Origin of the sequence: Serratia sp. EWG9 (assembly GCF_019913725.1) — a bacterium.
Lineage (GTDB): Bacteria > Pseudomonadota > Gammaproteobacteria > Enterobacterales > Enterobacteriaceae > Serratia > Serratia ureilytica.
In genome coordinates, this window is the sequence record NZ_JADNRO010000001.1 from 931,409 (window position 1) to 943,603 (window position 12,195).

The 12,195-nt window shown below is 59.2% G+C and carries 16 protein-coding genes; 5 read left to right on the plus strand and 11 right to left on the minus strand.

Annotated elements, in window-relative coordinates; translation table 11 throughout:
* Positions 1-267: 267 nt before the first annotated feature.
* The 6 genes from ycfP to hinT all read right to left on the minus strand — a co-directional run bounded on the left by ycfP (position 268) and on the right by hinT (position 4,162).
* Complete coding sequence (gene ycfP / locus ITX55_RS04465; RefSeq protein ID WP_015377468.1) at positions 268-810, minus strand: alpha/beta hydrolase YcfP; 543 nt, start codon at positions 808-810, stop codon at positions 268-270.
* Positions 811-889: 79 nt separating this feature from the next.
* Positions 890-1,909, minus strand: a complete 1,020-nt coding sequence (nagZ, locus tag ITX55_RS04470; protein ID WP_033650752.1) for a beta-N-acetylhexosaminidase — start codon at positions 1,907-1,909, stop codon at positions 890-892.
* 37 nt (positions 1,910-1,946) lie between these two features.
* Positions 1,947-2,813 (minus strand): thiamine kinase, encoded by an 867-nt coding sequence (gene thiK / locus ITX55_RS04475; RefSeq protein ID WP_089191544.1) that lies wholly within the window; start codon positions 2,811-2,813, stop codon positions 1,947-1,949.
* A complete protein-coding gene (gene lpoB, locus ITX55_RS04480; protein WP_044031470.1) occupies positions 2,794-3,384 on the minus strand; it encodes a penicillin-binding protein activator LpoB in 591 nt (196 codons plus the stop codon). The genes thiK and lpoB overlap by 20 nt, the downstream gene beginning before the upstream one ends.
* Positions 3,385-3,410: 26 nt before the next feature.
* Positions 3,411-3,800: a YcfL family protein gene (locus ITX55_RS04485; RefSeq protein WP_025302428.1), complete on the minus strand. Its 390-nt coding sequence runs from the start codon at positions 3,798-3,800 to the stop codon at positions 3,411-3,413.
* A gap of 11 nt (positions 3,801-3,811) precedes the next feature.
* Positions 3,812-4,162 (minus strand): purine nucleoside phosphoramidase, encoded by a 351-nt coding sequence (hinT, locus tag ITX55_RS04490; RefSeq protein WP_004928776.1) that lies wholly within the window; start codon positions 4,160-4,162, stop codon positions 3,812-3,814.
* Positions 4,163-4,383: 221 nt separating this feature from the next.
* On the opposite strand from hinT, the gene ITX55_RS04495 reads away from it, so the two are divergent.
* The gene (locus ITX55_RS04495) at positions 4,384-5,289 is read left to right on the plus strand and encodes a transporter substrate-binding domain-containing protein (protein WP_033650750.1); all 906 of its coding nucleotides are present in this window, start codon (positions 4,384-4,386) and stop codon (positions 5,287-5,289) included.
* Here the strand turns inward: ITX55_RS04495 and ITX55_RS04500 are convergent.
* On the minus strand, positions 5,286-5,663 hold the full coding sequence (locus ITX55_RS04500) for a helix-turn-helix domain-containing protein (RefSeq protein WP_080273385.1): 378 nt from the start codon (positions 5,661-5,663) through the stop codon (positions 5,286-5,288). The two genes, ITX55_RS04495 and ITX55_RS04500, sit on opposite strands and share 4 nt — an antisense overlap.
* 99 nt (positions 5,664-5,762) lie before the next feature.
* On the opposite strand from ITX55_RS04500, the gene ITX55_RS04505 reads away from it, so the two are divergent.
* Positions 5,763-6,512, plus strand: a complete 750-nt coding sequence (locus tag ITX55_RS04505; protein ID WP_089191543.1) for an SDR family oxidoreductase — start codon at positions 5,763-5,765, stop codon at positions 6,510-6,512.
* Between the two features lie 49 nt (positions 6,513-6,561).
* Here the strand turns inward: ITX55_RS04505 and ITX55_RS04510 are convergent, their stop codons facing one another.
* On the minus strand, positions 6,562-7,080 hold the full coding sequence (locus tag ITX55_RS04510) for a DUF4440 domain-containing protein (RefSeq protein WP_072627821.1): 519 nt from the start codon (positions 7,078-7,080) through the stop codon (positions 6,562-6,564).
* A 158-nt stretch (positions 7,081-7,238) separates the two neighbouring features.
* On the opposite strand from ITX55_RS04510, the gene ITX55_RS04515 reads away from it, so the two are divergent.
* The gene (locus ITX55_RS04515) at positions 7,239-8,144 is read left to right on the plus strand and encodes a LysR family transcriptional regulator (RefSeq protein ID WP_089191542.1); all 906 of its coding nucleotides are present in this window, start codon (positions 7,239-7,241) and stop codon (positions 8,142-8,144) included.
* A gap of 9 nt (positions 8,145-8,153) precedes the next feature.
* Here ITX55_RS04515 and ITX55_RS04520 read toward each other — a convergent pair whose 3' ends face one another.
* On the minus strand, positions 8,154-9,458 hold the full coding sequence (locus ITX55_RS04520) for an Nramp family divalent metal transporter (RefSeq protein WP_172755740.1): 1,305 nt from the start codon (positions 9,456-9,458) through the stop codon (positions 8,154-8,156).
* A 230-nt stretch (positions 9,459-9,688) separates the two neighbouring features.
* Here ITX55_RS04520 and mntR point away from each other — a divergent pair, with 230 nt between their 5' ends.
* Together mntR and ITX55_RS04530 are read left to right on the plus strand one after the other, a co-directional pair.
* Positions 9,689-10,159, plus strand: a complete 471-nt coding sequence (gene mntR, locus ITX55_RS04525) for a manganese-binding transcriptional regulator MntR (protein ID WP_089191541.1) — start codon at positions 9,689-9,691, stop codon at positions 10,157-10,159.
* Between the two features lie 14 nt (positions 10,160-10,173).
* Entirely contained in the window at positions 10,174-10,539 is a 366-nt protein-coding gene (locus ITX55_RS04530) for a DUF4180 domain-containing protein (protein WP_164106090.1), read from the plus strand.
* A 142-nt stretch (positions 10,540-10,681) separates the two neighbouring features.
* Here the strand turns inward: ITX55_RS04530 and ITX55_RS04535 are convergent, their stop codons facing one another.
* Both ITX55_RS04535 and ITX55_RS04540 read right to left on the minus strand, forming a co-directional pair.
* Positions 10,682-11,038, minus strand: a complete 357-nt coding sequence (locus ITX55_RS04535; RefSeq protein ID WP_194038039.1) for a hypothetical protein — start codon at positions 11,036-11,038, stop codon at positions 10,682-10,684.
* 161 nt (positions 11,039-11,199) lie between these two features.
* Positions 11,200-12,180 (minus strand): tyrosine-type recombinase/integrase, encoded by a 981-nt coding sequence (locus ITX55_RS04540; protein WP_194038037.1) that lies wholly within the window; start codon positions 12,178-12,180, stop codon positions 11,200-11,202.
* Positions 12,181-12,195 lie beyond the last annotated feature (15 nt).

The following is a 12,195-nucleotide window of genomic DNA, read 5'->3' on the forward strand; positions in this document are numbered from 1 at the left end:
TAGGGTTCGCGTAAAATAAATCGGCTCTCTGCAGCCAGAATAGCATGTGAGGTTATTTGGTCATACCAAAATTGACGTACATCAATTTTTTTGGTTAAAGGCTGGACGAGGGCATTTTTTGGGGATTGCGATTCAAATAGTTAGCGCTGAGTCACAGTTTTAAATTTTGCCGATTGCCACGCAAAATCTGGCTTTGGCGCACAAAAAAGCCGCACTTTCCGTCGGTGAAAAACGGGGAGCGCGGCTCGCGGCAGCGTTATGAAACTGTTAACCCAGCGCCTTGAACGCCTTGAGCCGCTGCAGATGCGGCGAGATGTTTTTGAACTTGTGCGTCTGCTGTTCATCCCACACGATCTCGTAGTAGTGATGCAGCAATTCGGCGCTGCGCCGGTTATCCAGCACCTCGTCGTGGCGCGACAGCACCACCAGACAGCGATCGCGGTTTTTCTCGCGGAAATCCTCCACGCACTTGGTGGCGATATCGCGATACTCTTCCGGCCGGTCTATCTTGCCGTGCATGTGCTCTTCCGGGTACAGGTTGGGATTGAACATCGCCTGGCGAATGCCGCACAGGAAGCCGATGCGCTCCGCCCAGAAGCCGCCGAGGCCGACCCCGCAGATCAACGGGTGCGCATCGCCGCCCTGCTGCACCGCCTTGTCCACCTCTTTCAACAGATGCTGCATGTCGTGACGCGGGTGCAGCGTGCTGTAGCTGATAAAGCGCACATCCGGATCGATAAACTGCAGCTGTAACACCTTTTCATGATTGCCGGGGCTGGTGGAATCGAAGCCGTGCAAATAGATAATCATGTGGATCCTCGCAACAAGCCAAGGGCCGCGGGTGCGGCCCTCATCATTTCCGCTCTGCGCCGCGATGCGGCGCCTGGATTCACCCTTGCGAACGCTGCTTGTGCTCCTCCCAGCGTTCGCTCAGCGCGCTGAGCGCCTTGTGCGCCTGCTGCCAGCGCTCGGAGTCGCGCAGTTCCTGACGGGTGAACTGACCGCGATGATATAACCGCTTCACCTTCTCTGCTTTGACCGGGGACAGGTTATCCAACACGCTGACCGCGCCTTCGCGGTGGTTGCACACCAGGATCATGTCGCAACCGGCATCCAGCGCCGCCTGGCCGCGTTCGGCATAGCTGCCCATGATGGCGGCGCCTTCCATCGACAGATCGTCGGAGAAAATCACGCCGTCGAAGCCCAGCTCCTGACGCAGGATCTGCTGCAGCCAGTACGGCGAGCCGCTGGCCGGACGCGGGTCCGCTTCAGTATAGATGACGTGAGCCGGCATGACGGCGTCCAGCAGCTGACGATTGATCAGCTCGCGGAAGATCGCCATGTCATGCTCGCGGATCTGCGCCAGCGGCCGCGGATCGCGCGGGGTTTCCTTGTGCGAATCGGCGCTGACGGCGCCGTGCCCCGGGAAGTGCTTACCGGTGGTTTTCATGCCGGCGCTGTGCATGCCGAGGATAAAGCGCTCCGCCATCGCCAACGCCTGCTGCGGATCGCTGTGGAACGAACGCTCGCCGATCGCCGCGCTGGCATGGCCGATGTCCAGCACCGGCGCAAAGCTAATGTCGATATCCTGCGCGATCATCTCCGCCGCCATCAGCCAGCCGGCCTCCTGCGCCAGGCGGCCACCTTCTTGCGCATCGTTCAAGGCGGCGAACGATTGCGCCGCCGGCAAGCGGGTGAAGCCTTCGCGGAAGCGCTGCACGCGCCCGCCCTCCTGATCCACGGCCACCACCAGCCGATCGTGCGAAGCGGCGCGGATCTGGCGCACCAGCTCACGCAGCTGCTCCGCATCGTGGAAATTGCGGGTAAACAGGATCAATCCGCCAACCAGCGGGTGTTTCAGAATCTCGCGTTCTTCTGCATCCAGCTCGTAGCCGGCGACATCTAACATTACTGGGCCCACGGGCACCTCACTTCATATTGTTCGTTCAGAATTCGGATGATGATAAACAGAATTGCCGGCGCAGCGCCGCGCCCCAGCGCAAAAATTCAACGTCGCCGCTCTGCTGCCAGCGCACTTCAAACCACAGCAGCATCAGATAATCCACCCACGGCAGCCAGCGCTGCACCTGCGCCTGCAGCCGGGCGACGTCGTGATAGCCCTGACGCGCGTAGTGCTGCAAAAAGCGCTGCTGCGGCTCAGCCGCCCAGCCGTTGCCGCGAAACAGCGCGGCGATATCCAACGCCACATCGCCGTCGGCGGCATACTCCCAGTCGATCAGCCGCAGCCCCTCGCCGGTCGCGAGCAAATTGCCCGGGTGGATGTCCATGTGCAGCGGCGCCAGGCGTAATGGCCGCGGCGGCGCGCAGCGTAAGAAATGACGCTGCCAACGCAGCCAGGCGGGGGTTAAGCGCCGCGTATCCAGCTGCTGCCAGTAGCGGAGGAACTGCCGCCGCAGATCCAGCCGGTAACCGCTGAGCGGCCGCCGGTGCAGCGTCGTCGCCATCGCCGCCAGCTCGCCGCGTTGATTCAGCATGTCAAACTCAGCTTCTGTGACGATGTCACCTTCGAGCCATTCGAGGACAAGCCACTGATTATTCTGCGCGAAAACCCGTGGTCCCAGCCCCGACGCGCAGCGACGCAAGACCTGCGCTTCCCGCCGTCTGCTCACGCCCAGCGCGCGTTTCTCCGCGCTGTTTTGCCGCGCCAGCAGCATAATGCCCGATCCGTCGATGCGCCAGCTCTCGCCGGTCAGCCCCTGCACCGGGCTGAAATGACAACCGGCGGTATTCACCGCCGGCAGTCTGGTTTCCATCAATTGTCGCAGCGCGGCCTCAGCGTTTAACGGCGCCATTGCCCGACCAGACGATCTCGCCGGTTTGCACCAGCATCAGCTGCATATCCAACGCCGGCGACTTCACGTCGCCGCTGACGTCGCTGTACAACACGTACTGCGCGCCGACGATGCGCGCCAGGCCAATCGCCTTGCTGCGCGAGCCGAAGCTGTCATCCGCCGACAGGCCCAGCGTTTGTCTGGCGCTCGTCAGCTTCGCTTCCGGCACCACGCTGAAGGTGGAGTTCGACGCCAGCGCCTTATACAGCGCCGCGGTGGCTTTGCCCATCTGCAGCGAGCCGTTGGTGTTGTTCTTGACGCTGTCCAGCAGCAGCACGCTGCCGGCCGTGACGCCATCGGCCTTCAGCATCTGATTCACCAGCGGCTGAACGCTGCCCAGCCAGTCAAGCTGCTGGATTTTCGGCGGCTGCGGCACCGGCTCGGTGGTTGGTGGCTGCGGCTGCTCGACCGGCGGCGTTGGCTGTTCCGGTTCGGCGGTGACCGGCGGCAACGGCTGATCCGGCTCAGGCGGGCGCGACAGACAGCCGCTCAGGGTGAATGCGGCCAGCGCCACTAAGACGTACTTTTTCATGCTTTTTCTCCAAACCTGGCAAGCGCTTACAGGTACAGATACAGACGCGCGCTTTTAGCTTCCAGATTACCGTTAATCGAGTAGATTTTGGCGTCCGAGTTAGGCGCCACGACGATCTCACGCGGTTTCTCGAAGGGGCGAATATCCAGCCCCTGCGCGTCGTACCAATAGAAACGATAATGCACGGTGACCGGCGTCGGTTGGCTGTTATTGAGCACCGAAGTCGCCATCACCCGCCCGGAAGCGTTCGAGACAGAGGGCGTATCGGCAAAAATGCCGGCGGTCAGCACCGAAGGATCCATCACCACCGTTTGCCCCCGGTTAACCGCGATGCCGGATGGCGAACTGCACCCCATCAGCAACGCGGCGGGCAGCGCCAACGCCATCAGACAACGCAGAGTTTTTTTACCGCGCATGATTTCCTCGCTTAACGTGACAGCAGCGGCCCCAGCGAGCGGCCACCGACCAGGTGCATATGAATATGATAGACCTCCTGACCGGCGTGGCGGTTGCAGTTGACGATCAGGCGGTAGCCGTCCTCGGCGATGCCTTCCTGTTCGGCGATTTTCGCCGCGGCGGTGATCATGCGGCCCAATGCGGCCTCATGCTCCACGGTCACGTCGTTGACGGTTGGGATCAGCACGTTGGGAACGATCAGCACATGGGTAGGCGCCTGGGGGGAGATGTCACGGAAAGCGGTGACCAGTTCATCCTGGTAAACCACATCAGCAGGGATTTCGCGGCGGATAATTTTACTGAAAATCGTTTCTTCGGCCATCTGGCGTTCCTTGTTTTACACAATTAGCTGTACGCAGTATGAGTGACAAATTCTACTGCTTTCAACCTGATTGCGCACTTTCCACGTCGAGTGCTGCAGATTCGCGCAGGCCGTCGCCCCGCTTGTGCATCTTTTCACTTTGGTTATTCACTATTGTTGCTTTACTTGCCCCGCGCCGCCGCCAATAGTAACCCCATGATTAACAAAGGATAGAGGGCACTATGCCACTGAAGATTGCGGCGCTGTGCGCGCTGTTGCTGAGCGCTGCCGTGCAGGCGGCCACGACGGGCGGTATCGATCTGCAGGCTAACCGAGAGCCGATACGCGCGGAGAAAAATCCCGCCGCTATCGCGCTGATCCCGGCGAACTTTCACTTCGCGGTGCCCGGCAAGCTGACGGTGGCGGTAGCATTCGAGAACTCCCCGCCGCTGGCGCTGTTCGCCGAAGACAATAAAACGCTGATCGGCAGCGATCCGGACATCGCCCGCCTGGTGGCCGACAGCCTCGGGCTGGAGCTGAATCTGGTGCCCACCTCCTGGGAAGATTGGCCGCTGGGCATCAGCGCGGGCAAATACGATGCGGCGATCTTCAACATCGCCGTCACCAAACAGCGTAAAACCAAATTCGATTTCGCCACCTACCGGGTGGACACGCTGGGCTTTTACGTCAAATCCACCAGCCACATCACCGCGATCAACCGCCCGCAGGATGTGGCCGGGCTGCGGATCATCGTCGGATCCGGCACCAATCAGGAAAACATTCTGCTGGGATGGGATAAGCAGAATCGCGCCGCCGGGCTGCCGCCGGTACAGCCGATCTACGTGACCGACGACGCCGCCACCAACCTCAGCATTCAGTCCGGGCGCGCCGATGCGTTCTTCGGCCCCCACTCCACCGGCGCCTACAAGGCGGCGCTGACCGGCAAAACCAAAATGGTCGGCATCGGCCCCAACGTGGCCTACGTCGCGGTCACCACCAAAAAAGGCAACGGATTGGTGAACGCCGTCAACGCCGCGATCAATGGCGCGATCGTCAGCGGCGAATACGCGCAGGTGCTGGAACGCTGGGGCGAAGGCGACGAAAAGGTCGAGCGTTCAACCATCAACCCGCCGGGCATCGGCGACTAACCGCCGATCAGCTGCGGGGCATGCCGACGCATCCACTCGGCCAGCGAGTCCAGCGTCGGCCGCAGCGATTTGCCCAGCGCGGTGACCTGATACTCCACTCGCGGCGGCACTTCGGGATACACCTGCCGCGTCACCAGACCGCGTTGTTCGAACAGCCGCAGCTGGCGCGTCAGCTCTTTTTGCGCGATGGGCGCCACCGCCCGCTGCAGCTCGCTGAATCGCACCGGGCCATCGATTATGATCAGCCGGTACAGGATGGGTATCGCCCATTTGCCCGACACCAGATTGACGAAGTCCACCATCGGGCAGGGTTCGCCCGCCGTCGGCAGCGCCGACAAATTATTTTCCGCCGTTAAGGGCGCTTGCGTCGTCATTTCATCCCACCTCGCCCTTTAGTATCCAAAAGGTGCCTACTATGCAAAAGGAACTATAGCGCAAATAATGCCGCAACAGACGCTAAAGAGGAATCGGTTATGTCACGACTGCAAGGCAAATACGCATTGATTACCGGCGGCACCAGCGGCATCGGGCTGGAAACCGCCCGTCAGTTCATCGCCGAGGGCGCAACGGTGGCGATCACCGGCCGCAGCCAACGCGCCCTGGACGCGGCGGGCCAGGCATTGGCGGGCAACGCGCTGCTGCTGCTGAGCGATGCCGGCAACATCCCACAGCAGCGCGCGCTGGCGCAGCAGTTGGAGCAACGGTGGCCGCGGCTGGACGTGCTGTACGTTAACGCCGGCGACGTCACGCATCGCCCGCTGCAGGAGTGGGATGAGCAGAGCTACCAGCGGCTGATGGACATCAACCTGAAGGGGCCGTTCTTTCTGATCCAGGCGCTGCTGCCGCTGCTGGCCAACCCTTCTTCGGTGATCCTGTGCGGTTCGGTCAGCGCCCATATCGGCCTGCCGCAGAGCAGCGCCTACGCCGCCAGCAAAGCCGGTTTGTTGTCTTTGGCCAGAACGCTCTCCGGCGAGCTGCACGCGCGCGGCATTCGCGTCAACGGCCTCAGCCCCGGCCCGACCGAAACCCCGGCGCTGGGAAAACTGGGGCTGGCGGAAGCGGATGAGCGGGCCTTGCGCGACGATATCCGCGCGCTGGTGCCGATCGGCCGCATGGGCAGCGCGTTGGAGCTGGCCAAAGCGGCGGTGTTTCTGGCGGCGGATGAGTCGGCCTTTATGGTCGGCGCGGAGCTGCAGATGGACGGCGGCGTGGGGAATCTTTAGCCGTCTCGCGACACAATAAGGCCGCTTGCGCGGCCTTTGTCAGTGTCACTCAACTCACCCCTTGAATCGGGTTGGTATTAAAGGTGTAGACCACGATCTTCCACTGGCCCTGCTGTTTCTCCAATACAAATACTTCACGGTTTAAATCGATCAAGGTGGCTCCGTCGCTTATTCGGGTTACCGTCGCGCCGCGATGATGGTGCGTGCGCACATAGGCCATATTCCCGTTCACACTGATGCTGTCATAAGCAAACTCGGTTTCAAATTTCTCGTTTTTAAATAAATTGTCATATTGTTGTCGGCGTTTTTCATTGCTGTCCGCCGTCGGTTTTTCGTTCCATTGCGAGTAACTTTCCGGGGCAAAAAGTGACAAAATTGTTTGCGTATCGCCGGCGTTAAGCGCTGTCTGGTAGCGGTTTATCAGGTTATACACCGCCTTCTGCTCGGCCGCGACGCCCGCCTCAGCGGAAACCCTGTAACTTTGCGGTGCGGCCTCGCTGCTTGCGGCATAACTTTGGCCGCACAAGCCCACGCCCGCCAATAACAATACGGCAGTTAATTTTTTCATATAAATATCCTCTCAGGCGTTATTTCATTATGGCAATACAGGATGCGATTTCAGATAAATAAAAACGCTGGAAATAAATTATCCAATGCCGCGTTAAATTGACAGCCGGCATATTTAAAAATACTCTTTTAATAATTTAAATAATGGAAGCCGTTAACATGAATGAACTGCACGCGCTGCGCGTATTCTGCCAGGTGGTGGAAATGGAGGGGTTCAGCCAGGCGGCAACCAAAATGGGGCTCTCCCCGGCCAGCGTCACATACAGCATCAATCAGCTTGAAAAACAGTTCGGGCAACCCCTGTTCAAGCGTTCAACCCGGCGCTTCTCGCTGACCAGCGCCGGGGAGCGTTGCTATCGCACCGCGCAAGAAATTCTGCAGCAGTTTGACCGGCTGAAAAACGACATGTCGTGCGATTTTGAACAACCACGAGGACCGCTGCGGGTCGAGATAGCCTCGATGCTCAGCAGCATGCATATCGCCCCGGCGCTCCCGGCTTTTTTGGCGCAATACCCAGAGTTGCAGCTCAGCGTGTCGGTCAGCGATCGCTTGGTCAATCCGGCGGAAGATCGCGCCGACGTGTTTATTCGCATCGGCGCCGGCAACATCCCCGAGATGGTCAGCCGCCCATTGCTGCAACCCCGTTATCTGTGCTGTGCGTCTCCCGATTATTTTGCGCGCCACGGCCGGCCGGAACACCCGGAGCAGTTGCAACGCCATCAGCGGCTGGGATTTATCCGTTCAGGCGCGGCGGCGGCGGACGACTGGCAGTTCATTCGTGGTGACGAGCGCTACCGTCTGGCGCCCAGCCCGCTGTTGAGCTTCAACCATTCACAATCGCTGTGTGAGGTGGCCAGGAACCATCTTGGCCTGGTTTACTTGCTGGACTGCACGCTGGAAAACTATCTGAAGGCAGGCGAACTGGAACCGATACTGCTGGAGTGGGCGCCCCCTGGGGCGCCAATCAATATTCTCTATCCGCGCCTGCGGGATCGCAGCCATAAAATTCGGGTTTTCGTCGACTTCATCAGCGAACTGTTCGCCGGTAAATCCGCCGGGCACTGATCGCGCAGCTCATCCCAACCCGGGGATATCGACGCCGAAAGTCTGCAGCAGCAACACCACGTTGAGCAGCACGATCACCACCGTGCCGACCACCGCAGCCAGGCTGGTCCAGCGACCGTTGGCGAACTCGCCCATGATGTCGCGGCGGCGAGTGAACATTACCAGCGCAATCATCGGCGCCGGCAGCGCCAGACTCAACACCACCTGGCTGTAGACCAGCGCGTCGGTGGCGTTGACGCCCATCGCCACCACGATGAACGCCGGCACCATGGTGACCAGACGGCGCACCCACACCGGGATACGGAAACCGACGAAGCCCTGCATGATCATTTGCCCGGCCATGGTGCCCACCACCGAGCTGGAAATACCGGAGGCGATCAGCGAAGCCAGGAAAATGCCGGCCGCCGCCGCGCCGAACAGCGGCGTCAGCGTATGGTAGGCGGTGCCGATTTCGGCCACGTCGCTGTTACCGGCGTGGAAGGCGCTCGAGGCCATGATCACCATCGCAATATTCACCAGCCCGGCAAGAGCCAGCGCGATCACCACTTCAATATTGGAAAAACGCAGCAGCTTGCGCCGCTCGCCGTTGTCGCTGGCCGGGCTGCGGTGCTGGGTCAGCCCCGAGTGCAGGAAAATGGCGTGCGGCATTACGGTGGCGCCGATAATGCCGACGGCGATGGTCAGCGCCTGCGCATCCGGCAACTGCGGCGTCACCATACCGATGCCGGCCGCCTGCCAATCCACCGGTACGATGAACATCTCGACCAGGTAACACAGCGCGATGATCCCCACCAGGCCGCCGATCATCAGCTCGACCGGGCGGAAACCTTTTTTTTCCACCATCAACAGTGCATAGGTGATCACCGCCGTCACCCCCATCCCCGCCAGCAGCGGCATATGGAACAGCAGCGCCAGCGCGATCGCCCCGCCGAGAAACTCCGCCAGATCGGTGGCCATCGCCGCCACTTCGCTGAGCAGCCACATGCCGATCACCACCGGCCGTGAAAACTGGTCACGGCACATTTCCGCCAGATTGCGGTTGGTGACGATGCCCAGCTTGGCCGACAGCGCCTGAAACAACATGGCGATCAGGTTGGCCATCACCACCACCCACAGCAGGCTGTAGCCGTATTTCGCCCCGGCCTGGATGTTGGTGGCGAAATTACCGGGATCCATATAGGCGATAGAGGCAATCACCGCCGGACCGGCGAACAGCAGCGGCGTGAAGGCGCCGCGCTTGCGCCCGGCAAGGGCGGCGCCAATCGCGATGTTGGTCCGTTCGGTTAACGATGGGGGGGTTGCCGCGTCTCGCATGAAGTACCCTTAATCTTTTACTGGTTATTTTTCCACCGATCATGCTGACAATGTAGCATCGGCTACACTTTATGCAACAGGCGAAATTAATGGGCTTTGTGTAGAGATATTTCTAACTACCACAATGCATGGCATCGAATTGATAATGTGTGCTATTTGGACTAACTTAGGGCAACCCTCCCCGCATTGCCGGGAGACGCCATTTTTATGCTTACAGGACGCCCCACGCTATGGTTACCCGCGCGCCAGATAACGCCGACCGCCACGCCCAGACCGACATGCCGGACGAGGCCGAGCACGCCCTGCGTTTTAGCCGCGCCCGCGAAGCGCAGTCCAATGCGCTGATCGAAGATTACGTTGAGCTGATCGCCGATTTGCTGCAAAGCACCCGCGAAGCCAGAACCACCGATATCGCGCGCCGCTTCGGCGTCTCTCACCCGACGGCGATCAAAAATATCGCGCGGCTCAAAAGCGCCGGGCTGGTGGAGTCGCGCCCTTATCGCGGGGTGTTTTTAACCGTGGAAGGCGAGCAGCTGGCGCAGAAGGTGCGTCGCCGTCACCGCATCGTGGTCGATCTGCTGATGTGCCTCGGGGTGCCGAGCGAAACCGCCGAGCTGGATAGCGAAGGGATTGAACACCATATCTCGGACGAAACGCTGGCGGTGTTCGAGCATTACCTGCAAAAGCACGCCAAACCCTGACTCCCGGAGCGCCGATGAGCTACGCCGTGCGGCAAATCCATGATCGGCGCCTGGTGGTTTTCGCCGAAGCCGGGCCGCTGTTGAAAGACGAAAACGACGTCAGCCTGTTTATCGCGCCCGCCTTTGAACACGATGCCGGGATGATTGCCCTCCCCGTCAACCGCCTGGACGCCACCTTTTTCCAGCTCAGAAGCGGCATTGCCGGCGCCGTATTGCAGAAATTTATCAACTACCGCCTGCGCGTGGCGCTGCTAGGCGATATCACCCCCTGGCTGGCGAAAAGCAACGCGCTGCAAGATTTCGTGCGCGAAGCCAACCGCGGCGAACAGGTCTGGTTCCTTCCTTCTCTCGCCGAACTCGAACAGCGCCTTAGCGCCTGACGACAGGCAATAAAAAAGGGAGGCTTTCGCCGCCATTTCGAGGGTAAGAAAAACAATCAGTTACAGGATTATCAGTGATTTAGATACCTGTAACTGCGTGCTTAAAATGGGTATAGCGTGGGTGTTTGGGTCAATTTGTGGATCAGTTGTTCGAAACGTCAATCTGTCTCACAGATTCTACCGACTCTAAAAGTTTGGTCACTTCCTTGACGCTGCAATAGTTTGTTTCAAGCTCTGTAACGCGCCCATCTTTAAAGCTGATTTTCACCTTCTTCCCTCTTGTTACATACGCAACTAAAACAGAAGAGAGTAACCCAAAAGCATAAGGTGCAAGTTCAAGCGCAAGGTTGAAAAAGTCACCGCCGGTAGAGCCCGCGCTGAAGTGCCGCCTTGTAATTTGCGTTTCAAACCCCGCCTCGTTAAGCTCCTTCAATAATGCGTTTGAATTCCAACCATCAACACGAAATGGGACTTGTATGAAATTATTCATTTCCGGCATGAAAACTCCTTTTTATGTAAGATTAATCGTGGCTTGCCAAATGATTCACGGTGCTTTTTGTGTATTGCGTGGCGGTGCATGGTGCGCAAAATTCAACCCGGCGACACGCGAGCAAATGTCTCAACTTCGCGGCCGAGTCTGGTTAACCGAAGACGACATGTCTAAGCCACACTGGTTAAAGGATTAAACCGGACAGCATCTTCCAGATAATCCGGCGCAAAATGCGCATAAACCATTGTTTGTAAAATACTTGAGTGTCCTAAAATCCGCTGCAGTGCCAAAATGTTGCCGCCGTTCATCATGAAATGACTGGCGAACGTATGCCGCAGCACATGCACCGCTTGTCCCGCCGGCAGACCGGGAGCAACTTCCTTCACGCATAGCCGGACATAGGGATAGTTCAGATCCTTGAACAGCGGCCCCGACTTCACACCGCTGGTGATCTCTTTGCAGAGTTCGGGCGAGATCGGCACCGTCCTGTTCTTGTTGTTCTTGGTGTTCAGGTAGGTGACCTTGTTACCGATCACCTCTTCCTTTCGCAGCTTCGCCACTTCACCCCAGCGGGCGCCCGTCGCCAGGCAAAGACGGACAGCTTTCAGGTGATCGCCGTCGAGCCGCTCTTGTAGCGCGGCAATCTCGGCCTGGGTAAGAAACCCCATTTCCTGTGCCGGCAGCTTCATTTTCTTCATGGCCTTGAGCGGGTGCTCGCCGTGGTAATGCCCCAGCTCGATGAGAACAGAGAACACGCCGCCCAGCATTTCTTGGTCAAGGTTGACCGTCTTGGCTTTCTTGCCTTCAGCAAATCGCAGCGCCCGGTAGTCGGCGAAGAAAGTGCGGGTGATCTGGCTCGCTTTGGGATGCCCCATTTTCTCCGCCATGACGCGCAATTTCTGCGCCCTCTTCACACCGTCTTTCAGGTGCTGGCCGTGATGGTTCCACCACAGATCGATCAGGTCTGTTAATGGGCGATGGTCAGCGGGCTTATCGAGCCACTCTTTGTTGTTCTGCGTCGCAATCACCCAGCGTTCGAACTGTTGCGCTTCAGACTTCGTTTTAAACTTTTTGCGGACTCGCTTCCCATCTCGACCTTGGGGCCGCACATCCACCATGTAACCGTCAGCGCCAAGAGACTTAATACTCATCCCCAAAGACTCCTT

Excerpts from the sequence above, each read along its gene's own strand:
- thiK (WP_089191544.1), bottom strand. The coding sequence starts at position 2,813 with ATGGCGCCGTTAAACGCTGAGGCCGCGCTGCGACAATTGATGGAAACC.
- ITX55_RS04540 (WP_194038037.1), bottom strand. The coding sequence starts at position 12,180 with ATGAGTATTAAGTCTCTTGGCGCTGACGGTTACATGGTGGATGTGCGG.
- mntR (WP_089191541.1), top strand. The coding sequence starts at position 9,689 with ATGGTTACCCGCGCGCCAGATAACGCCGACCGCCACGCCCAGACCGAC.
- ITX55_RS04535 (WP_194038039.1), bottom strand. The coding sequence starts at position 11,038 with ATGCCGGAAATGAATAATTTCATACAAGTCCCATTTCGTGTTGATGGT.
- ITX55_RS04510 (WP_072627821.1), bottom strand. The coding sequence starts at position 7,080 with ATGAAAAAATTAACTGCCGTATTGTTATTGGCGGGCGTGGGCTTGTGC.
- ITX55_RS04505 (WP_089191543.1), top strand. The coding sequence starts at position 5,763 with ATGTCACGACTGCAAGGCAAATACGCATTGATTACCGGCGGCACCAGC.
- hinT (WP_004928776.1), bottom strand. The coding sequence starts at position 4,162 with ATGGCCGAAGAAACGATTTTCAGTAAAATTATCCGCCGCGAAATCCCT.
- ITX55_RS04485 (WP_025302428.1), bottom strand. The coding sequence starts at position 3,800 with ATGCGCGGTAAAAAAACTCTGCGTTGTCTGATGGCGTTGGCGCTGCCC.
- ITX55_RS04520 (WP_172755740.1), bottom strand. The coding sequence starts at position 9,458 with ATGCGAGACGCGGCAACCCCCCCATCGTTAACCGAACGGACCAACATC.
- ITX55_RS04500 (WP_080273385.1), bottom strand. The coding sequence starts at position 5,663 with ATGACGACGCAAGCGCCCTTAACGGCGGAAAATAATTTGTCGGCGCTG.
- ITX55_RS04515 (WP_089191542.1), top strand. The coding sequence starts at position 7,239 with ATGAATGAACTGCACGCGCTGCGCGTATTCTGCCAGGTGGTGGAAATG.
- ycfP (WP_015377468.1), bottom strand. The coding sequence starts at position 810 with ATGATTATCTATTTGCACGGCTTCGATTCCACCAGCCCCGGCAATCAT.
- nagZ (WP_033650752.1), bottom strand. The coding sequence starts at position 1,909 with ATGTTAGATGTCGCCGGCTACGAGCTGGATGCAGAAGAACGCGAGATT.
- lpoB (WP_044031470.1), bottom strand. The coding sequence starts at position 3,384 with ATGAAAAAGTACGTCTTAGTGGCGCTGGCCGCATTCACCCTGAGCGGC.
- ITX55_RS04495 (WP_033650750.1), top strand. The coding sequence starts at position 4,384 with ATGCCACTGAAGATTGCGGCGCTGTGCGCGCTGTTGCTGAGCGCTGCC.
- ITX55_RS04530 (WP_164106090.1), top strand. The coding sequence starts at position 10,174 with ATGAGCTACGCCGTGCGGCAAATCCATGATCGGCGCCTGGTGGTTTTC.